Below are 18609 nucleotides of genomic sequence, written 5' to 3'. Positions count from 1 at the left end.
GGGGCTCCCTGTCCGTCTCGGACCGAATCCCCCGTGTCGGCGGGGCCCGTCAGGACCCCGCCGTAGAGGACGGCTATCGCTTGGACTCCTCCAGGGAAACCGCCTCCGCGGCTTCCTCCGCGGCCTTGGCGGCCACGTCGATGGAGGTCTCGCGCGTGCGGCGGATGCCGAGGATGCTGATGAACAGCGCCGCGAAGATCGTCTGGAAGCTCATGACCAGAGCGGTCGCGGAAGGCACGACGATACGCAGCGACTCGCGCGGGTCAAGCTCGCCGAAGCTGCGCACCTGCCAGTGGACCAGCGACATCACCAGGCCGATCAGACCGGCCAGCGCCAGCAGGCCGCCGACCACGAGCCCCTTCTCCAGGCTCACGATGTCGATCAGCCGCCGGATGCGCGGCGACTCGGGCAGGAAGCCCTCCTCGGCCGCGTAGACCTTGGTGAACACGGCGAACAGGGCCGCCTGGAAGCCGATCACGACCAGGGCGGACGACCCGACGAGGGTGTCGACGTCGAAGGCCAGCTCACCGATCTCCACCGGGCCGAACGTCAGCGCCGTCCCGGCGACGAGGCCGATGATCATCATCAGCACGCCGGGGTAGAAGAACAGCCACTTCGGGCTGTAGAGGAGCAGGAAGCGCAGGTGGCGCCAGCCGTCGCGCCAGGAGCGCAGGTGCGGCGGGCGGGAGCGGCCGTCGGGCGAGAGCGTGGTGGGCACCTCGCGCACGTCGAGGCCCGACAGCGTGGAGCGGACCACCATCTCGGACGCGAACTCCATGCCGCCCGTCTGCAGCTGCAGCTTGAGGATCGAGTCGCGCCGGAACCCGCGCAGCCCGCAGTGGAAGTCGCCGATGGCCGAGGGGAAGAACAGCCGGCCGACGAACGACAGCACGGGGTTGCCGAGGTAGCGGTGGAGCGGGGGCATGGCGCCCGGGGCGATGCCGCCCTTGAAGCGGTTTCCCATCACCAGGTCGGCGCCGTCGCGCAGCTGCTCGACGAACGGCAGCAGCGCGGTGAAGTCATAGGAGTCGTCGGCGTCGCCCATGATGACGTATTTGCCGCGCGCCGCCCTGATCCCGCCCATGAGGGCGTTGCCATAGCCCTTCTCGTCGACGTGGACCACGCGGGCTCCGGCGTCGCGGGCAAGCTGTTGTGAGCCGTCCGTGCTGCCGTTGTCGGCGATCAGGACCTCGCCCTCGATGCCGTGCTCCTCCATGCACGCCAGCGCCTTGCGTACACAGACTTCCACGGTCTCCGCCTCATTGAGGCAGGGCATGACCACCGTCAGTTCCACGTGTCTACCCTTCAGTTAAGACTCTTCCAGTGAACCATCATGCCCTGTGCCCAACCGTGCTCGGGTCAAGACCCAAAAACGACTGGCATTCTTTACAGCATGGTGAGCGTCGCGGAGATTACCCCTGTGGACCACTCCGCTCCTGGCCGGGCAGCTCGTTGGCTGTCGTTCGTGCGCCGGCATCGAGTGTTCGCCGCGGTTTTCGGCGTTGGCGCCGTGCTGCGGCTCATCACCATGCTCGGCTACGGCCCGGCCATGTGGTTCAACGACTCCTACGAGTACGTCTCGGTGGCGCTGCACCCGCGGCCGCACCCGATCAGGCCCGACGGTTACAGCTTCTGGCTCATGCTGCTCAAGCCGTTCCACAGCTTCGCGCTGGTGATCTTCACGCAGCACCTGATGGGCCTGGCCACGGCCTGCCTGATCTACGCGTTGCTGCGGATCAAGTTCCGGCTGCCGAAGTGGGGCGCCACGCTGGCGGCGGCGCCGGTGCTGCTGGACGCGTACCAGATCCAGCTCGAGCAGCTGGTGATGTCCGACAGCATGTTCACGCTGTTCGTGGTGGGCGTCATCACGCTGGTGCTGTGGAAGCGGCGGCTGTCGTGGCAGGCGGGCGCGGTCGTCGGCCTGCTGCTGGCGGTGACGTGGCTGACCCGCTCGATCGGCCTGCCGATCCTGGCGCTGGTGGTGCTCTACCTGCTGGTCAAGCGGACCGGCTGGCGCCCGATCGTCGCCGTGATCACGGCCTGCGCGGTGCCGGTGATGGCGTACATGGGCTGGTTCGCCTCCGCGTACGGCAAGTTCGCGATGACCAACAGCGACGGTCTCATCCTCTACATGCGCACGGCCATCTTCGCCGACTGCAACAAGATGAAGATCGACAAGTACAAGGAGGTCCAGCTCCTCCTGCTGTGCATCAACGACCCGGTCAGCCAGCGCAAGGACTACGCGCAGTGGTACCTGTGGGGCCAGGGCAACGGCGACGGCACGGGCACCGGCGAGGTGCTGCACCGGTGGGGCATCAACAAGAAGTGGAGCGAGATCACCAACGACGCGGCCAGCGCGTTCGCCACGCGGGCGATCCTGTCGCAGCCCGGCGACTACCTCAAGGTGGTCACGCGCGACTTCTTCCGCTCGTTCCACTGGGGCCGGCCGATGTTCCCCGATCCGTCCACATACGGCATGTACGAGTTCAAGCCGTACGTCGAGCCGGACGAGAGCGGCCAGCCCAAGCGGCTGCCGAAGTGGTCGTCGTACGCGGGCGGCCGCACCGACACCGACGCGTTCAGCTACGAGCAGGGCCCGCCGGAGACCCGCATCGTGCACCCGTGGGCCGACATCATGAGCGGCTACCAGAAGGTGTTCTACCTGCGCGGCATCATGCTCGGCGGCATCCTGCTGATCGGCCTGTACGGCGTCGCGGTCAGGTGGCGCAAGTTCGGCGGCCCGGTGGCGCTGCCGTGGCTCGGCGCGGTGGGGCTGCTGCTGGCCCCGGCGGCGACGGCGGAGTTCGACTACCGGTACGTGCTCCCGGCCGTCCCGCTGGCCTGCGTCGCCGCGGCGATCACGCTGCGCCGCGGCGTCACTTGGGCGCGGCGGTCACCCAAGAACGCATCAGCATCCGAGCCCACCACTCTGCGTGTGTGATCGTCTCGGCGGTCAGCACCGGATAGAGCCACCAGAAGTTGATCAGCACGATGAGCGCGAACGCCCCCACCAGCGCGGCCCCGGTCGCCCGCCGTGGCGCGGGGGCGTCCTGCCTGCCCAGCACCAGCCCCGCCACCAGCACGAGCGCCAGCACCATGAACGGCACGACGGGGATCATGTAGAACAGGTACATCGTCCGGTTGTCGGCGAGGGCGTAGTAGAACCACGGCAGCCAGCCGGCCGCGACGCCCAGCAGCGCCGCCCCCGCCCGCCAGTCGCGCGTGGCCACGTACCAGGCGACGAGGCCGACCAGCGCCAGCACGGCGGCGTACCAGAGGGCGGGAGTGCCGACCCCGAGCACGGCCTGTGAGCACTTGTCGGCCCCGCACGCCGACGGCGGGATGTCCGACGGGTAGTGGAACGAGACGGGCCTGATCAGCAGCGGCCACTGCCACGGCTCCGACATGTACGGGTGGTATTCGTGCAGGTTGCTGTGATAGCCCAGCACCTGCACCTGGTACTGAAGCCACGACCGCACCGAGTCGACCACGAAGAACCCCGGCCCGGACGAGGTGGCCTGCGTCCAGTTGCGCCCCCAGCCGCCGGAGGTGGCGAACCACCCGGTCCACGAGGCCACGAAGGTGACCGCGGGCACGAGCGCCATGGCCGCGAACGCGCCCGGCAGGTCGTACGAGAACGCCCCCCGGTACGGCTGCCGCAGCCCCAGCGCCCGCCTGGCCCCCAGGTCCCACATGAGGCTCATGACCGCGAACGCGATCAGGAAGAAGATCCCCGACCACTTCACCGCGCACGCCGCCCCCAGGCAGAGCCCGGCCGCGAGCCGCCACGGCCGCAGCCCCAGACGCGGCCCCAGCTCGCCCATCGGGCCGCGCTCGTGCCAGTCCGCCAGCCGTCGCCGTGCCCAGTCCCGGTCGGTCACCAGGCAGGCGAACCCGGCCAGCACCCAGAACATCAGGAAGATGTCCAGCAGCGCCGTGCGCGACAGCACCAGGTGCAGGCCGTCGAGCGAGAGCAGCAGCCCGGCCAGGCAGCCCAGCAGCGTCGACCGCGTCATCCTGCGCGCCACCCTGGCCATGATCAGGATGGACAGCGTGCCGATCAGCGCCGCCGCGAAGCGCCAGCCGAACGGGTCCATCCCGAACAGCCACTCGCCTGCGCCGATCATCCACTTGCCCAGCGGCGGGTGCGCCACGAACGAGGCGCAGTCGTCGGGCTGCGGACATTGCTTAAAGATGTCCAGGTTGCCGGTGATGAGGCGTCTGTCGGCGATCGGGTCCTTGGCGTCGCCGAGCATGGTCCGCTCGACGCCGTGCGTGATCAGCGAGTACGCGTCCTTGGCGTAGTACGTCTCGTCGAAGACCACGGCCTTGGGCTCGTCGAGCCTGACGAACCGCAGGAGGCCGCCGAACAGCGCGACCAGGATCGGCCCGGCCCAGCCCAGCATGGGTGTCCCCGGCATCGGCGGGACCAGTCGCTGAGCGGAAACCCCCCAGTTCCTCACCATGCGCACCCTATGGCGTAGGGGATCTCCTGTGAACCAGGTCATACAGCTCGCGTTTGGGGATGCCCGCCTGCCTGGCCACCTCGGCGACGGCGAGCTTGCGCTGGACGCCCTCGGCGACCCTGCGGTCCACCTCGGCGACCAGCTCGTCCAGGTCCGGCTCGCCCTCCCCCGGCGCATATCCGGCGACCACGAGCGTGATCTCGCCCTTGACGTCCTTCGCCGCCCACTCGGCCAGCTCGCCGAGCCCGCCCCGCCGTACCTCCTCGTACGTCTTGGTCAGCTCGCGGCACACGGCGGCCTGCCGGTCGGGGCCGAACGCCTCGGCCATGGCCTCCAGGGAGCTCGCCAGCCGGCGCGGCGACTCGAAGAAGACCATCGTGCGCTCCTCGGCCGCCAGGGAGGCCAGGCGGCGGGCCCGCTCGCCCGGCTTGCGCGGCGGGAAGCCCTCGAAGCAGAACCGGTCGCTGGCCAGCCCGGACACGGCCAGCGCGGTCGTGACGGCGCTCGGCCCCGGCAGCGCGGTGACCGTGATGCCCTCCTCGACCGCCAGGCGGGTCAGGCGGTAGCCGGGGTCGGAGACGCCCGGCATGCCCGCGTCCGTGATGACCACGACCGTGCGGCCCTCTTTCAGGGTCTCCAGGAGCTCCTTGGCGCGCGCCACCTCGTTCTGGTCGTAGTAGGACACCACCCGGCCCGCGATCTCCACGCCCAGCTCGGTCGCGAGCCTGCGCAGCCGCCTGGTGTCCTCGGCGGCCACCACGTCGGCGCTCCCGAGCACCTCGCGCAGCCGCGGCGAGACATCACCCGCCTGGCCGATGGGGGCTCCTGCCAGCACCAACCTGCCGTCTCCAGTCACCTGACCATTGTGGCAGGGCATCCCAAATAACCGTGTTTCTGCGTTTGCGATCGGCTTGGGGCCCGTACGATGTCCGAATGGCGGTGACCGATTCCCCATACCAGGCCAACGAGAGCTCGGAGGTCGGCGACAGCCTTCCCAAGACGATGTCCGTACGCGAACGGCTCGTGCCTCCCATGCACGGCAGCATCCTGTGGGGCTGGATCGGCCCGCTGCTGGTCACCCTTTTCGGCGCCGTCCTGCGCTTCATCAACCTGGGCCATCCCAAGGCCGTGGTGTTCGACGAGACGTACTACATGAAGGACGCGTTCTCGCTGATCACCTGGGGTGTCGAGCGGACCACCATCAAGGACGCCGACAAGGCGATCATCGCCGGCAACACCGACATCTGGCAGTCGTGCACGTCCGAGACCCTCGACAAGTGCGCCTCCTACGTCGTCCACCCGCCGCTGGGCAAGTGGATGATCGGCGCGGGCGAGTGGCTGTTCGGGCTCAACCCGTTCGGCTGGCGCTTCGCCGCCGCGCTGATCGGGTCGCTGTCGATCCTCATCCTGGCCAGGGTGGCCCGCAGGATGACGCGGTCGACGCTGCTGGGCTGCTTCGCCGGCCTGCTGCTGGCCCTCGACGGCCTGCACTACGTGCTCTCGCGCACGGCGCTGCTGGACATCTTCCTGATGTTCTGGGTGCTGGCCGCGTTCGCCTGCCTGGTGGTCGATCGCGACCAGGCCCGCGAACGGCTCGCGACCTGGTACGAGAACTCGCCGCTCTCGCCGCACGGCCCCTCGCTGGGGATCAGGTGGTGGCGGATCGCCGCCGGGGTCTGCCTGGCCTTCGCGATGTCGGTCAAGTGGTCGGGGCTGGCGTTCGCCGTGGCGTTCGCGATCATGTCCGTGATGTGGGACTTCGGCGCCCGCCGGGCCGTCGGGCTGCGGCATCCGTACGTCGGGGCGTTCAACAAGGACGTGCCGCAGGCGTTCCTGGCGTTCGCCGTGGTGCCGTTCGTCACCTACATGGCCACCTGGATCGGCTGGTTCGCCAACGCGACCGGCTACGGGCGCGACTGGAATCAGGCCACCTCCGCGGGCAACCCGATCTTCTTCGTGGTCGACTCGATGCGGTCGTGGATCAAGTACCAGTGGCAGGTCTACACGTTCCACAGCGGGCTGGAGACCTCGCACCCGTACATGTCGGAGCCCTGGCAGTGGCCGCTGCTGCTGCGTCCGGTCGCCTTCTACTACGAGGGCAAGCAGAACACGTGCGGCGTCAAGGACTGCTCCGAGGCCGTGCTGGGCGTGGGCACGCCGGTGATCTGGTTCGGGGCGGTGGCCGCGCTGGTGGCCCTGATCGCGTGGTACGTCTCCTCGCGCGACTGGCGGGCGGGGGCCGTGCTGCTGTCGTACGCCATGGGCCTGGTGCCGTGGATCTACTTCGCCGTCGCCGACAACCGTACGATGTTCCTGTTCTATGCCATCCCGATGGTGCCGTTCATGGTGCTGGCCATCACGCTGTGCGCCGGGCTGCTGATCGGGTCGTCGAAACCGACGGTCACGGGGGCGATGCCGGTACGGCGCACCGTCGGGGCCGCCGTGGTCGGCGCGTTCACGCTGCTCGCGCTCATCAACTTCTGGTGGCTGCACCCGATCCTGTCCGCCGAACTCATCCCGTACACCGAGTGGAAGGCCCGCATGTTGTTCGAGAAACGGTGGATATGATCTGCTTACCATCCGCCCCATAGTGGTTTCTTAGGGTTATCGCTGTGCAAGACCCAATACGCACCGGATTCGGCCATCGTCAGGCCCGGGGTCGATACGGCAAACTTCGAGGCATGAGTGCACCGGATGTCACCGCCCTGCTCGCCGAGTTGGAGCGCTCTCAGCCGGAGCTGGCCGAGGAGGCCAGGACCGCCGTCGAATGGCTGACGGGTGGAGAGCCGCTGGAAACGGTGACCCAGCTCGACGTCTGCGAGTTCCTCTGGTACACGTTGCCGCTCAAGGTGGGCGGCGACCACGAACGACTGGCACGTTCGCTGGGCCGGCTGCTCCAGCTCGGCGGGATGGAGCGCTACGCCGCTCTGTGCGTGTCACCCACGACCCTCCAGATCCTCCGTACCTACGCCCGCGAGGGCGAGGACGCCGGCACCAGCGCCTACCAGCAGGCGCTCGAGGCCACGGGCGTGCTCCCGCCCGACGTCCCCGAACTGCAGTGGAGCATGATCATGGGGCCCGAGGAGCTGGGCGCGCACCTCGCCTGCTCCGCCGCCCTCGAACTGGCGATCGTCGCCGGTGAGACCGTCGACCGCACCGCCCTGACCCGCCGCTGGCTCACCGAGCCCCGCTCCGAGCTGGGCGGCGACAGCTGGCTCAACCGGGTGCACGGCGAACGCCTCAACCGCTGGGTGCTGGGCCGCGGCCCGGCCAGGCGCGAGCTGGCCCAGCCGTTCGAGGTGCGCCTGCACGCGCCCATCACCCCGCAGCCCCTGCCCCCGTTGCACCGTCTCCTCACCCTGGCCGCCTCGGAGGAGAGCCTGCCGCTGCGGCTGGCACCCTCGCCCGAGGCGCTCAGGCTGCGCGAGCTGGCCGAGCGGGAGCTCGGCGCGATCAGCCGCGACGGCACGAAGCTGGCCATCACCGACTACGGCCGGCGGCTGCTCAAGTCCAAGTCGGCCATGTGGTCGGCGGTCACGAGGCTGCTGCTGGCCAGGGGGAAGCACGAGTTCGAGGTGTCGGCGCGGGAGGCCGCGCTGATGCTGATCGCCGACGGCACGCTGATGTCACCCACCGAGTTGCGCGAGCGGGTGGCGGAAGTGGTCGGCGGCGAGGGCTGGCATCCCACCACGACCGTGGAGGACGTCGCCGCGCCGGTGGCCGACCTGATCTCGCAGCTCACCGCGCTGGGGCTGGCCTTCAGCGACGAGCTGGCGGTGCGGATGGACCGCTCCGGCCAGCTCGCCGCCCTGGCGGCCCTGCGCGCCCACGCCCTGCGACCGAGAAAGTACGTCAACCCGAGCTGACGAACGTGCTCAGCCCAGCGGCACGCGGCCCACGGCCTGCTTGAACTCAGGACATTCCACAAGCGGGTCGTGGTCGCAGGTCACCGCGTGCCGCAGGCTGTCGCGCAGCCGGGTGAGCTGCGCGACCCGCTCGGACACCTCGCGCTCCTTGGCCGCCATGCGCTCGCGCAACCTCGCGTCGGACGGCCTGGCGCGCAGGAACTCGGCGATCTCCGACAGCGTGAACCCCGCGTCCCGGGCGCACGTGATCAGCGCCAGGCGCTCCAGCGTCTCGGGACGGTACGCGCGGCGCAGGCCGTTGCGTCCGTCCGCCTGGATGAGCCCCTTGCGCTCGTAGAACCGCAGCGCCGACGCGGCCAGCCCGCTCTGCCTGGCCACCTCGCCTATGTCGATCAACGTGTCTTCCACGACCTTGCCCCTTGACTTGAACCGCGCTTCAAGTCGCAGTCTAGTGCGCATGCGAATTCACCACCTGAATCTCGGCTCCATGCGCGAGATCGAATCCCCGGACGGGCAGCCGGCGGCGCCCGCGGTGTGCCACGCGCTGCTGATCGAGACGCCCGCCTCCGGGCTCGTCCTGGTCGAGGCCGGGCTGGGCCTCGACGACGTGGCCAAGCCCGAGGAGATGCTGGAGCGCGAGTGGGCGGAGCTCGTCGAGCCGCTGCTCTCGCCCGACGAGACGGCCGTGCGGCAGGTCGCCGCGCTCGGCTACGACCCGCTCGACGTACGGCACATCGTGCTGACCCACCTGGACGTGGACCACAGCGGCGGCCTGCCCGACTTCCCGCACGCCCAGGTGCACGTCATGGAGGTCGAGCTGGAGGACGCCATCGCCCAGGCCCCGAACCGCCGCTACCGCCCGGGCCACTGGGCCCACTCACCCAAATGGGTGACTTATCCGGACACGGGCACCCGGTGGCTGGGTGTGGACGGGGTGCGGCCGCTGACGGGGCTTGGCGAGGACTTCCTGCTCGTGCCGCTGGACGGGCACACCCGCGGGCACGCCGGGGTGGCGGTCAACGACGGCGAGCGCTGGCTGCTGCACGCCGGGGACGCGTACTTCTACCACGGCGAACTGGACCGCGAGCCCCAGCCGCACCCGCTGATGGACCTCGTGCAGGTCAGCGCCCAGGTCGACGCCGAGCGCCGCCTGTCCAGCCAGGAACGCCTGAGGTCGCTCGTACACGACCACGGCGTCACAGTCTTCTCCGCGCATGACCCTTGGGAACTGTCCCATTACATACGGTAGTTACCATTGGTCTCATGGAGCTGTTCCCAGCAATGCCGCTCGCGGAGTGGGCGGAGGCCAAGGAGACCTTTCACAGGTTCGCGCAGATCGTGGGGAAGATCCGGTTGTCGTCGAGCAACCGGCGCAACCACTGGTGGCAGGTGCCCTTCCACCCGACCGGGCGCGGGCTCACCACGCGCCCGATGGGCGGGCTGGGCGAGCAACCGCTGTTCAGCATCGACTTCGACCTGGTGCGCCACCGGCTGGTGGTGGACGTGCTCGACGGGCGCAGCGCGGAGTTCACCCTGATCGGGCGGTCGGTGGCGTCGTTCCACGACCGGCTCTTCGAGACGCTCGCGGGGCTGGGGATCCGGCCGGAGATCTGGGCCGTGCCGTTCGACCTGGGCGACGACACGCCGTTCGCCGACGACACCCTGCACGCCCGGTACGACCCCGTCCTGATCAACCGCTACTGGCGGATCCTGTCGCAGGTGGTGCAGCTGCTCGACCGCTTCGCCGCCGACTTCGCCGGCAAGACCTCGCCGGTGCACCACTTCTGGCACACGTTCGACATCGCCGTGACGCGCTTCACCGGCCGCGTGGTCCGGGTCTCGCCCGACGCCGACCCGGTCACGCGGGAGGCGTACAGCTGGGAGGTCATCAGCGCGGGGTTCTGGTTCGGCGACAAGGAGCGGCCGTGGCCGGCGTTCTACTCCTACACCGCGCCGGAGCCCAAGGGCCTGGAACTCGAGCCGCTGCGGCCCGTCGAGGCCGAGTGGCTGCCCGCCCGGGGCAGCCACCTGGCCATCCTCCGGTACGACGACGTGCGCGCGATGGGTGATCCGGTCGCGTCCGTGCTGGAGTTCCTGGACAGCGCCTACCAGGCGGGGGCCCGGCTGACCGGGGTCGACATGGAGGCGCTGAGCTCGCCTGGGGGCGTCACGGACCCGTACTACGGAAAGTACTGAGCGGAAAGTATTGAGCGCCCGCCCTCCGAGGAGGGCGGGCGCTCAACGTATGCGAACCGGTGTGCAGGTCGCCTCTCGGCGAAAGGCACAACGCGGCTCCAGCCGAACGGTATTCCGCGAAGGCAATAGGTGAGGCCCGGGGACACTGGACACACCGGCCACGATCTATGTAACCACACCTGCCCCCCGAACATTCCCACCCCGACACGAATTTCCGGCCACCAGGAGATGGCCGCCCCTCCCTCCCCCGCCGCGCCCGTTCCCCTCCGAAGGATCCCAGCCGAAGTACGGCGGGTCGCTACGAGCGGGCCGGGGCCGTGACGGCGGTGTCGCGCATGGCGAGGAGGGCCGCGAACGCCAGCACCCCCGCCACCCCACCGATCCACGCCACCGTCGCCCCCACCCCACCGGCCGTGACCCTGGGCCCGGCGAGCAGGGATTGCGTGCAGGCCAGGCTCAAGGTGCCACCGAGCTGCTTGGTGAGCGCCGATCCGGCCGTGGCGGTGCCCATGTCCGCGTGCGGGACGCTGCTCTGCGTGGCGATCGTGATCCCGCCCATGGCGGGACCCGTGCCGAGGCCGGCGAGCAGCAGCCACGCCCCGGTCAGGATCGGCGGGGTGTCCGGCCCGAGGGCGAAGAAGGCGCCCGTGCCGATCGTGACCAGCGCCGCGCCCGTCAGCAGCGCCGGTTTCGGATGCCCTGAACGCAGGATCAGCACCGCCGTCATCCGGTTGCCCACGGTCATCCCGATCAGGAACGGGAGCAGGACCAGCCCGGAGGCCGTGGCCGAGTAGCCGCGTACGTGCTGGAGGTAGAGCGGCAGGAGCACGCCGACGGGCAGGACCGCGAACTGCATGAAGAACCCGCCGGCGAGCAGGGCGGCGTACGTGCGGCGGCGCAGCAGGCGGAGCGGGAGCACCGGGGTGGCGGCCCGGCGTTCGACGCGCACCAGGGCGGTCAGCAGGGCCAGACCGGCCAGCAGGGTGCCGAGCACGGCGGGGTCGGCCCACCCCAGGGCGGTGTTGCCCTTGAGGCTGAGCCCCACCAGGACCAGCGACAGGCCGGTAGTGAGCAGGACGATCCCGGCCACGTCGAGCCTGCCGGGCGCGGCGCCGGGGAGCCGGCGCTCGGGCAGCAGCACGGCGATCATGGCGGCTCCGGCCGCGCCGAGGGGCAGGTTGATCAGGAATGCCCAGCGCCAGCTCGCGTGGTCGGCCAGCAGGCCGCCGAGCAGCGGGCCGCCCACCATGCCGACGATCATCATGGCGGCCAGCAGGGTCTGCATGCGGATCATGCCCTCCGCGCGGGAGGGCGGGTGCAGGTCGCGGATCATGGCCATGCCCAGGGTGAGCAGCGCGCCCGCGCCCAGGCCCTGGAACGCCCGGCTGGCGATCAGGAACGGCATCGAGCCCGCCACGCCGCAGGCCAGGGATCCCGCCAGGAAGACGGCCAGGCCGGCGAGCAGGAGCCGGCGGCGGCCGTACAGGTCGGACAGGCGGCCGTAGACGGGCACGGTCACCGAGGAGGTGAGCAGGTACGCGGTGACCAGCCACACGTACCACGAGCCCGACCCGCCTAATTGCTCGACGATGCGCGGCAGGGCGGTGCCGACCACGGTGCCGTCCAGCATGCTCAGGAAGGCGCAGCCGAGCAGGGCGTACGTCACCGCCGTGCGGCTGCCGGCCGGGAGGTCCTCGTAGAGGTCCGTCACCCGGCCTCACCGCCCTTCAGCGCGCCGTGCAGGAACAGGTCGACCAGTTCCTCGGACGTGAGCGGGGACGACCCGCCCCGCCCGGACGCCAGGATCAGGAACTGGAACGCCTCGGCCAGCCGCTCCGGGGGCAGCCTGAGGTCGTCGCGCTCGGGCTCGAACAGCCCGGACAGCACCTCGCGGGTGGCCGCCATCGACGCCTCCCGCCCCGAGAGGGCCCGCCCTGGGCCCTCCTGCGGCCTTTCGGAGGCGCCACCCCCCTCTTCCGAGGCGCCGGAGGGCGCGTCTCCAGGGGCGTCGGAGGGCGCGCCGCTCCCCTGCCCGGAGGCTTCGGAGGGTGCACCCAGGAGGCGGGGGTCGCGGCGGAGGCCGCCCGAGGCGGCCAGGGCACCGGCCACGGCGCCCATCCGGGCCAGGTAGCCGCGCAGCGTCTCCGCGGCCTCGATCAGCCGCTCCTCCAGCGGCACGTCCAGCGCGATCGCCGCCACGTGCGCGAGCGTGTCGTCCGGCCGCGCCGCCTCCGCCATGCAGGCGGCGAGCAGGGTCTCCTTGTCGCCGAAGGCCCGGAAGATCGTGCCTTCGCCGATGCCCGCGGCGCGGGCGACCTGGGCGGTGGTCACGGAGGTGCCGTACTCCACCACCAGGGGAAGCGCCGCGCGGACGATCATCTCGCGGCGCTGTTCCGGGCTCATCGCCGGCGCGCGTCGCCGGCCTGTCGGGTTCGTCATGGCCATCACGGTACGGAGTGAGTACTCACTCCGTCAATGGAATATAGGGTGACCGCCTATGGCGACACTCCTGGCTTTTCACGCGCATCCGGACGACGAGGTGCTCCTGACCGGCGGCACGCTCGCCCGCGCCGCCGCCGAGGGCCACCGCGTGATCGTCGTGGTCGCGACCGACGGTGTCATGAAGTCCGTCGCGGAGGGCGGCACGACCAGGATGAACGAGCTGCGCGCCGCCACCGCCGAGCTGGGCGTGGCGCGCGTCGAGCACCTGGGCTACGCCGACAGCGGGCACGGCAAGGACCTGTATCCCGACCCGCCGGACCGGATGCGGTTCGTGCGCGCGAGCACGGAGGAGGCCGCGGCCAGGCTCGCCGCGATCCTGCGCGAGGAGAAGGTGGACCTCCTGCTCAGCTACGACCCCAACGGCGGGTACGGCCACCGCGACCACGTCAAGGTGCACGAGGTCGGCAAGCGGGCCGCCGAGCTGGCCGGGGTGCCCCGCGTGCTGGAGGCCACGGTCCCGCGCGACGCCGCCGTCCGGCTGGTACGCCTGATCCACCTGCTCCGGATCCCGCTCCGCTACGACGAACGCGAGCTGGCGAAGGCGTACAGCCCCGGCAAGGCCATCACCCACGGGATCGACGTGCGCCGCTACGCCGGGCAGAAGCAGCGGGCGCTGGCCGCCCACCACTCCCAGATCAGCGGTGGCGGCCGGCTGTCCGCCGTCGCGAGAGTGCTCGTGCGGCTCCCGGCGCCCGTCTTCGGCCTGCTGCTCGGCCGCGAATGGTACGTCGAGGCGAAAACAGGCTAGACCCGCACCCGCTCACCGGCCCCCTACGATGCCAGACATGCCATTTGCGACAGCCGTGGACGGCGTCAAGCTGTCCTACCAGGTCCGCGGCGGCGGGCAACCCCTCGTCCTCCTGCAGGGACAGGCCAACGAGCACCGCTGGTGGGATCCCGTACGCCCGGACTTCGAGCAGGAGTTCCGCACCGTCACCTTCGACTACCGCGGCACGGGCGGCAGCGACAAACCCGACGAGCCGTACACCACCCGCGGGTTCGCCGCCGACGTGCTGGCCGTCCTCGACGAGCTCGGCGTGGAGAAGGCGCACGTCTACGGGACGTCGATGGGCGGGCGGGTGGCCCAGTGGCTGGCGGCCGACCATCCCGAGCGGGTCGGGTCGCTGGTGCTCGGCTGCAGCTCGCCGGGCGGCGTCCACGGGCTCGAGCGGGACAACGACGTGCGCAGGTCGCTGGCCCAGCCGGACCGGGCGGCCGCCGAGCGGGCGCTGCTGGAGCTCATGTACACGCCCGCCTGGCTGGCCACGCACCCGGGCCCCCACCACACGGTCGGCGACCCGGCCATGCCCGCGTACGCGCGCCGCCGCCACCTGGCCGCCAGCGCCGGGCACGACAGCTGGGCCGCGCTGCCCTCCATCGCCGCGCCCACGCTGGTGGTGCACGGCACCGACGACGTGTTCAACCCGGCGGCCAACGCCCCGCTGCTGGCCGGCCGCATCCCCGGGGCGGAGCTGCGGATGATCGAGGGGGCGCGGCACGCGTACTTCGAGGAGTTCAGGGAAGTCGCGAGCCCTCTGGTGCTGGATTTCCTGCTCGCCAACGCAAGTAGGACATGATCTGGCCTACTTGCCGAATAGCCTGCGGGCATGAACATTCCCGAGGGATACACCACCGTCACGCCGTGGATCATCGGGTCCGACACCGCGGGCCTCATCGACTACCTCACGGCCGCCTTCGACGCCGTCGAGCTGTCCCGGGTGACCGACGACGAGGGCCGCATCGGTCACGCGGAGGTGCGGATCGGGGACGCCGTGGTGATGATGTTCGACTCGGCTCCCGGCTGGCCGCCCACGCCTGCCTTCCTGCGCCTGTACGTCCCCGACGCCGACGCCGACGCCATCTACCGCCGGGCCATCGAGGCGGGCGGGACGTCGGTGACGGAGATCACCCACCTGTTCTGGGGCGACCGGGTCGGGCGCGTACGCGACCCGTTCGGCAACCTGTGGTGGATCCAGGCGCGCGTCGAGGAGCTCTCTCCCGAGGAGATGGAGCGCCGCATGACCGACCCCGTCTTCACGAAGGCGATGGAGTACGTCCAGGGCGCGGACTTCTTCCCTAAACAGTGACAAGCCTCGCCAGCGAGACCAGGTCGGGGGCAGACAGGCGCGGGGCGCTCATCACGCTCGGGTACGGCGTGCCGCGCCGCTCCAGCCAGGCCCCCGACAGCCCGGCCCGCTGGGCCCCGTCGATGTCCCACGGGTGCACCGCGACCAGGACCGCCTGGTCGGGCCGCACCCCGGCCTGGCCGGCCGCGTACTCGTAGGCCGCGCGGGCGGGCTTCCACGCGCGGGGGCCGCTCACGTCCAGCGTGGCCTCCACCAGGTCCGACAGCCCTTCGCGGCGCAGGATCCCCTCGGTCATGGCCGCCGCCCCGTTCGTCATGGTGAACAGGCGGATGCCGCCCTCGCGCAGCAGCCGCATGCCCTCGGGGACGTCGGGATACACCCGCAGCTCGGCGAACCCCCTCAGCACGTGGCGCACCGCCTCGTCCCCGGCGCCCATCTCCCTGAGCACGTCGTCGGCGATCCGGCCGAACTCGGCGAAACCGCCCGCAGCCGTGAGCGCGAACCCGTCGCGCAGCACGCTCGCGAACCACGTCCCCATCTGCTCGCCGGACAGCCCCACCTCCTCGAACCTGCCCCGCATCGGCTCCATGTCGGTCAGCGTCTCGTTCACGTCGAAGATCACTACCTGCGGCTTCATGACCGGTCCCTTCTGAGAGAGTCGAGTGCGGCGGACGCGCCCCTGCGCAGGGCTGCCGGGTCCGCGCCGGCGCGCGAGCGGAGGTTGACCCCGTAGGCCAGCAGGGTCAGGGACTCCGCGGTCGCGTCGAGGTCGAGGCCGTCGGCGAGCTGCCCCTGGGCCCTGGCCGCCTCCAGGGCCGCGCGCATCGTCGTGCGGAGCCGGTCGTGGTGCTGGTCCAGCACCTGGCGCACGGCCGGGTCCGCGCCGTCGGCGTTGGCGTTGGTCGCCATGCAGCCCCAGCGCGCGTGCTCGCCCGCGCACCTGATCCGGATCAGGCGGTCGAAGAACGCCTCGACGGCGGGCAGGCCGCGCCCGTCGTCGGCCAGGGTCTGGAACATCGGCTGCGAGCGTTCCTCGACGTAGCGGCGCAGCGCCCGCACGTACAGGTCCTGCTTGCCGCCGTAGGTCGCGTACAGGCTGGAGCGGCTGAGGCCGGTCGCCGCGACCACCTCCGCGATGCCCGTGGCGGCGCCGCGCTGCCAGAACAGGCGCTCCACCTGCTCCAGCACCGCGTCGGGATCGAAATGCTTCACGTCCGGCATCGGCACCTCCGCGGCCTATCTTGGAACGACTAGTCCAAGATAGCAAATCATTTGCGTAGGTCTCCGCGGCCTTGCTACGTTCGCCCTCATGTCCAGCCCCGAGGCGTCAAAACGCTAGCCACCGGTCATCCGGTGGCTGTCTCGCGCTGACGCCGGGCTCTCCGCGAGCCGTGCGGTTCTTCGTGATGCGGCCGACTTCCCCAGCGGGGCAGGACCTTCCTCCGGCCTGCCCGCTTCCTTGTCGATCCTCGATACGGTCGCGGAGTTCTCTCATGCCTTTCGCTGTCTACCTGCTCGGACTGGCGGTTTTCGCCCAGGGGACGTCCGAGTTCATGCTGTCCGGGCTCATCCCGGGCATCGCGCGGGACCTGCAGGTGTCCATCCCCGCCGCGGGGCTGCTCACCTCGGCCTTCGCCGTCGGGATGGTGGTGGGGGCGCCGCTCATGGCGGTGCTCAGCCTGCGCTGGTCCCGGCGGTTCGCGCTGCTGGCCTTCCTGGTCACGTTCCTGGTCGTGCACGTGGTGGGCGCGCTCACCACCAGTTACGGCGTGCTGCTCGGCACGCGGGTGATCGCGGCGCTGGCCAACGCCGGGTTCCTGGCGGTGGCCATGGCGACCGCCGTCGCGCTCGCGCCTCCCGACGCCAAGGGGCGCGCCACCTCCGTGCTCCTCGGCGGCGTCACGATCGCCTGCGTCGCGGGCGTGCCGGGCGGCGCGCTGCTGGGCGAGGTGTGGGGGTGGCGCTCGGCGTTCTGGGCGGTGGCCGTCGCGCTGGTCCCGGCCATCGTCGCGGTGCTCAAGTCCGTGCCGTCCGGCGCCCCCGGCCCGGCCGGTCCGCGGGCCCGCGGGGAGCTGCGGGCGCTGCGCCGGCCGCGGCTGCTGGTCTTCCTCGTGCTGGGCGGTCTGGTGAACGGCGGCACCTTCTGCACGTTCACCTACCTCGCACCCCTGCTCACCGGGGACACCGGGATCGGGTCCTCCTGGATGCCCCTGATGCTGGCCCTGTTCGGGCTGGGCTCGTTCGTGGGAGTGACCGTCAGCGGGCGGGTGGCCGACCGGCGGCCGATCCGGCTCCTGGCGATCTGCGGGCCGGCGCTGGCCGCCGGGTGGGCCCTCTTCGCGCTGACAGCCGGCGCGCCGGTGCCCGCGGTCGTGCTCGTCTTCGTCCAGGGGACGCTCTCGTTCGCCGTGGGCTCCACGCTGATCTCGCAGGTGCTGTACGCGGCCACCGGCGCCCCCACCCTGGCCGGCGGGTTCGCCACGGCGGCGCTCAACGTGGGCGCGACGCTCGGCCCGTGGCTCGGCGGCCTGACCATCGGGGCCGGGCTCGGGCTGCGCTCGCCGCTGTGGGTGAGCGCCCTGCTGGTGGCCGCCGCCCTGGTCACCGCCGCCGTCGCCCACGCCGTCGGGCGGCCGGCATCGGCGAAGTCGGTGGAGCGGGACCAGCCGGCTGGGGCACAGTGAGGGGAATGGAACCCGCTTCGCGCTTTCGCCGAGAGGTCCGAGCATTCCAGGACGCCGCCCGGCAGGCGGCGGAGACCGGCGCCGCGCCGCCGGTGCCGTCCTGTCCCGGCTGGTCGGTCGCCGATCTGCTGATCCACCTGGGCTCCGTGCACCGGGGCGTGTTCAGCATCATCGACGACCGGCGCGACGGGCCGCCGGACGGCTCCGACCTGTCCTTCGCCGGGCTGCCGCAGGACCTCACGGGGTGGCCCGATCCGCAGCACGCGCCCAACCTCGGGCCGATCCCGGACGGGGTGCTCGACTGGTTCGAGGAAGGGGCGGCCCGGCTGGCGGCGCTGTTCGACGAGCGCGACGCCGGCGATCCGGCGTGGACGTGGTCGAAGGAGCAGACCGTCGGGTTCTGGGTGCGGGTGCAGACCATCGAGGCCGCCGTGCACCGCTGGGACGCCGAGAACGCCCTCGGCGTCCCGCGCCCGATCCACGAGGACGTGGCGGCCGACGCGGTCACGCAGACGTTCGAGGTCATGGTGCCCGCCCGGCGGGAGTGGACGCAGGCGCCCGCCGGAGCGGGCGAGCGCTTCCGCTTCCGTCGCACGGACGGCGAGGGCGACTGGGCGGTCCACTTCGACGGCCCGGACGTACGGCTGTCCTCCGGGGCGGACGGCGGCGATTTCGACGTCGAGCTGGCCGGGAGCGCGTCGGACCTCATGCTGTTCCTCTGGAACCGCATCCCGGCCGACGGCCTCGACATGCGCGGCGACAAGAGCAGGCTCGACCGCTACTTCGTCCTGGCGCCTCCCGTATGACC

General features: G+C 71.1%; 18 protein-coding genes. 10 read left to right on the top strand and 8 right to left on the bottom strand.

The genetic code is table 11. From position 1 onward, the window contains the following. Positions 1 to 73 precede the first annotated feature (73 nt). On the bottom strand, positions 74 to 1294 hold the full coding sequence (locus tag ACWEPL_RS10830; RefSeq protein ID WP_363970623.1) for a glycosyltransferase family 2 protein: 1221 nt from the start codon (positions 1292 to 1294) through the stop codon (positions 74 to 76). A 171-nt stretch (positions 1295 to 1465) separates the two neighbouring features. Between ACWEPL_RS10830 and ACWEPL_RS10825 the strand changes: the two genes are divergently transcribed. Next, a complete protein-coding gene (locus ACWEPL_RS10825) occupies positions 1466 to 2941 on the top strand; it encodes a hypothetical protein (RefSeq protein ID WP_452435923.1) in 1476 nt (491 codons plus the stop codon). On the opposite strand, the gene ACWEPL_RS10820 is transcribed toward ACWEPL_RS10825, so the two are convergent. Together ACWEPL_RS10820 and rsmI are read right to left on the bottom strand one after the other, a co-directional pair. Then, complete coding sequence (locus tag ACWEPL_RS10820) at positions 2877 to 4421, bottom strand: dolichyl-phosphate-mannose--protein mannosyltransferase (protein WP_452435922.1); 1545 nt, start codon at positions 4419 to 4421, stop codon at positions 2877 to 2879. The two genes, ACWEPL_RS10825 and ACWEPL_RS10820, sit on opposite strands and share 65 nt — an antisense overlap. 52 nt (positions 4422 to 4473) lie before the next feature. Continuing rightward, complete coding sequence (gene rsmI, locus ACWEPL_RS10815) at positions 4474 to 5343, bottom strand: 16S rRNA (cytidine(1402)-2'-O)-methyltransferase (RefSeq protein ID WP_452435921.1); 870 nt, start codon at positions 5341 to 5343, stop codon at positions 4474 to 4476. Positions 5344 to 5399: 56 nt separating this feature from the next. Here rsmI and ACWEPL_RS10810 point away from each other — a divergent pair, with 56 nt between their 5' ends. Continuing rightward, positions 5400 to 7034, top strand: coding sequence for a dolichyl-phosphate-mannose--protein mannosyltransferase (locus tag ACWEPL_RS10810; RefSeq protein WP_363970615.1), 1635 nt, complete (start codon positions 5400 to 5402; stop codon positions 7032 to 7034). Positions 7035 to 7147: 113 nt separating this feature from the next. Beyond that, positions 7148 to 8332 carry a hypothetical protein gene (locus ACWEPL_RS10805; RefSeq protein ID WP_350725879.1) on the top strand — a complete coding sequence of 395 codons (1185 nt, stop codon included), beginning with the start codon at positions 7148 to 7150 and terminating at the stop codon, positions 8330 to 8332. 9 nt (positions 8333 to 8341) lie between these two features. Here the strand turns inward: ACWEPL_RS10805 and ACWEPL_RS10800 are convergent, their stop codons facing one another. Further along, positions 8342 to 8740 carry a MerR family transcriptional regulator gene (locus ACWEPL_RS10800; protein WP_363970613.1) on the bottom strand — a complete coding sequence of 133 codons (399 nt, stop codon included), beginning with the start codon at positions 8738 to 8740 and terminating at the stop codon, positions 8342 to 8344. Between the two features lie 79 nt (positions 8741 to 8819). Here ACWEPL_RS10800 and ACWEPL_RS10795 point away from each other — a divergent pair, with 79 nt between their 5' ends. Both ACWEPL_RS10795 and ACWEPL_RS10790 read left to right on the top strand, forming a co-directional pair. Beyond that, a complete protein-coding gene (locus ACWEPL_RS10795; protein ID WP_363970611.1) occupies positions 8820 to 9581 on the top strand; it encodes an MBL fold metallo-hydrolase in 762 nt (253 codons plus the stop codon). A 14-nt stretch (positions 9582 to 9595) separates the two neighbouring features. Further along, the gene (locus ACWEPL_RS10790) at positions 9596 to 10528 is read left to right on the top strand and encodes a DUF5996 family protein (RefSeq protein ID WP_397372084.1); all 933 of its coding nucleotides are present in this window, start codon (positions 9596 to 9598) and stop codon (positions 10526 to 10528) included. Positions 10529 to 10826: 298 nt separating this feature from the next. Here the strand turns inward: ACWEPL_RS10790 and ACWEPL_RS10785 are convergent, their stop codons facing one another. Both ACWEPL_RS10785 and ACWEPL_RS10780 read right to left on the bottom strand, forming a co-directional pair. Next, positions 10827 to 12239 carry an MFS transporter gene (locus ACWEPL_RS10785; protein WP_452435920.1) on the bottom strand — a complete coding sequence of 471 codons (1413 nt, stop codon included), beginning with the start codon at positions 12237 to 12239 and terminating at the stop codon, positions 10827 to 10829. Continuing rightward, positions 12236 to 12967, bottom strand: coding sequence for a TetR/AcrR family transcriptional regulator (locus tag ACWEPL_RS10780; protein ID WP_363970605.1), 732 nt, complete (start codon positions 12965 to 12967; stop codon positions 12236 to 12238). Before ACWEPL_RS10780 ends, ACWEPL_RS10785 begins: the two co-directional genes overlap by 4 nt. Positions 12968 to 13025: 58 nt before the next feature. Between ACWEPL_RS10780 and ACWEPL_RS10775 the strand changes: the two genes are divergently transcribed. Genes ACWEPL_RS10775 through ACWEPL_RS10765 form a run of 3 tightly spaced genes read left to right on the top strand, consistent with a single transcriptional unit; the run spans position 13026 to position 15117 of the window. Further along, entirely contained in the window at positions 13026 to 13778 is a 753-nt protein-coding gene (locus ACWEPL_RS10775; protein ID WP_452435919.1) for a PIG-L deacetylase family protein, read from the top strand. A gap of 37 nt (positions 13779 to 13815) precedes the next feature. Further along, positions 13816 to 14607, top strand: a complete 792-nt coding sequence (locus ACWEPL_RS10770; RefSeq protein WP_452435918.1) for an alpha/beta fold hydrolase — start codon at positions 13816 to 13818, stop codon at positions 14605 to 14607. A 30-nt stretch (positions 14608 to 14637) separates the two neighbouring features. After that, positions 14638 to 15117: a VOC family protein gene (locus ACWEPL_RS10765; protein WP_452435917.1), complete on the top strand. Its 480-nt coding sequence runs from the start codon at positions 14638 to 14640 to the stop codon at positions 15115 to 15117. Here ACWEPL_RS10765 and ACWEPL_RS10760 read toward each other — a convergent pair. Both ACWEPL_RS10760 and ACWEPL_RS10755 read right to left on the bottom strand, forming a co-directional pair. Continuing rightward, positions 15107 to 15754 (bottom strand): haloacid dehalogenase type II, encoded by a 648-nt coding sequence (locus ACWEPL_RS10760; protein WP_363970597.1) that lies wholly within the window; start codon positions 15752 to 15754, stop codon positions 15107 to 15109. The two genes, ACWEPL_RS10765 and ACWEPL_RS10760, sit on opposite strands and share 11 nt — an antisense overlap. Further along, on the bottom strand, positions 15751 to 16338 hold the full coding sequence (locus ACWEPL_RS10755; protein ID WP_452435916.1) for a TetR/AcrR family transcriptional regulator: 588 nt from the start codon (positions 16336 to 16338) through the stop codon (positions 15751 to 15753). The genes ACWEPL_RS10760 and ACWEPL_RS10755 overlap by 4 nt, the downstream gene beginning before the upstream one ends. Positions 16339 to 16610: 272 nt before the next feature. Here ACWEPL_RS10755 and ACWEPL_RS10750 point away from each other — a divergent pair, with 272 nt between their 5' ends. Both ACWEPL_RS10750 and ACWEPL_RS10745 read left to right on the top strand, forming a co-directional pair. After that, positions 16611 to 17801, top strand: a complete 1191-nt coding sequence (locus ACWEPL_RS10750; protein ID WP_363970593.1) for a Cmx/CmrA family chloramphenicol efflux MFS transporter — start codon at positions 16611 to 16613, stop codon at positions 17799 to 17801. Positions 17802 to 17806: 5 nt separating this feature from the next. Continuing rightward, positions 17807 to 18607: a maleylpyruvate isomerase family mycothiol-dependent enzyme gene (locus tag ACWEPL_RS10745; protein ID WP_452435915.1), complete on the top strand. Its 801-nt coding sequence runs from the start codon at positions 17807 to 17809 to the stop codon at positions 18605 to 18607. The last annotated feature ends 2 nt before the right edge of the window (positions 18608 to 18609 follow it).

It is taken from the genome of Nonomuraea sp. NPDC004186, from assembly GCF_053603495.1.
The sequence above is the reverse complement of the archived record's forward strand: the minus strand, read 5'-3'. Positions and strand labels throughout refer to the sequence as shown.

Bases quoted from the DNA above. Each gene is read 5' to 3' on its own strand.
- ACWEPL_RS10820 (WP_452435922.1), bottom strand. From the start codon at position 4,421: ATGCCGGGGACACCCATGCTGGGCTGGGCCGGGCCGATCCTGGTCGCG.
- rsmI (WP_452435921.1), bottom strand. From the start codon at position 5,343: ATGCCCTGCCACAATGGTCAGGTGACTGGAGACGGCAGGTTGGTGCTG.
- ACWEPL_RS10810 (WP_363970615.1), top strand. From the start codon at position 5,400: ATGGCGGTGACCGATTCCCCATACCAGGCCAACGAGAGCTCGGAGGTC.
- ACWEPL_RS10805 (WP_350725879.1), top strand. From the start codon at position 7,148: ATGAGTGCACCGGATGTCACCGCCCTGCTCGCCGAGTTGGAGCGCTCT.
- ACWEPL_RS10795 (WP_363970611.1), top strand. From the start codon at position 8,820: ATGCGCGAGATCGAATCCCCGGACGGGCAGCCGGCGGCGCCCGCGGTG.
- ACWEPL_RS10790 (WP_397372084.1), top strand. From the start codon at position 9,596: ATGGAGCTGTTCCCAGCAATGCCGCTCGCGGAGTGGGCGGAGGCCAAG.
- ACWEPL_RS10780 (WP_363970605.1), bottom strand. From the start codon at position 12,967: ATGACGAACCCGACAGGCCGGCGACGCGCGCCGGCGATGAGCCCGGAA.
- ACWEPL_RS10775 (WP_452435919.1), top strand. From the start codon at position 13,026: ATGGCGACACTCCTGGCTTTTCACGCGCATCCGGACGACGAGGTGCTC.
- ACWEPL_RS10770 (WP_452435918.1), top strand. From the start codon at position 13,816: ATGCCATTTGCGACAGCCGTGGACGGCGTCAAGCTGTCCTACCAGGTC.
- ACWEPL_RS10765 (WP_452435917.1), top strand. From the start codon at position 14,638: ATGAACATTCCCGAGGGATACACCACCGTCACGCCGTGGATCATCGGG.
- ACWEPL_RS10760 (WP_363970597.1), bottom strand. From the start codon at position 15,754: ATGAAGCCGCAGGTAGTGATCTTCGACGTGAACGAGACGCTGACCGAC.
- ACWEPL_RS10755 (WP_452435916.1), bottom strand. From the start codon at position 16,338: ATGCCGGACGTGAAGCATTTCGATCCCGACGCGGTGCTGGAGCAGGTG.
- ACWEPL_RS10750 (WP_363970593.1), top strand. From the start codon at position 16,611: ATGCCTTTCGCTGTCTACCTGCTCGGACTGGCGGTTTTCGCCCAGGGG.
- ACWEPL_RS10745 (WP_452435915.1), top strand. From the start codon at position 17,807: ATGGAACCCGCTTCGCGCTTTCGCCGAGAGGTCCGAGCATTCCAGGAC.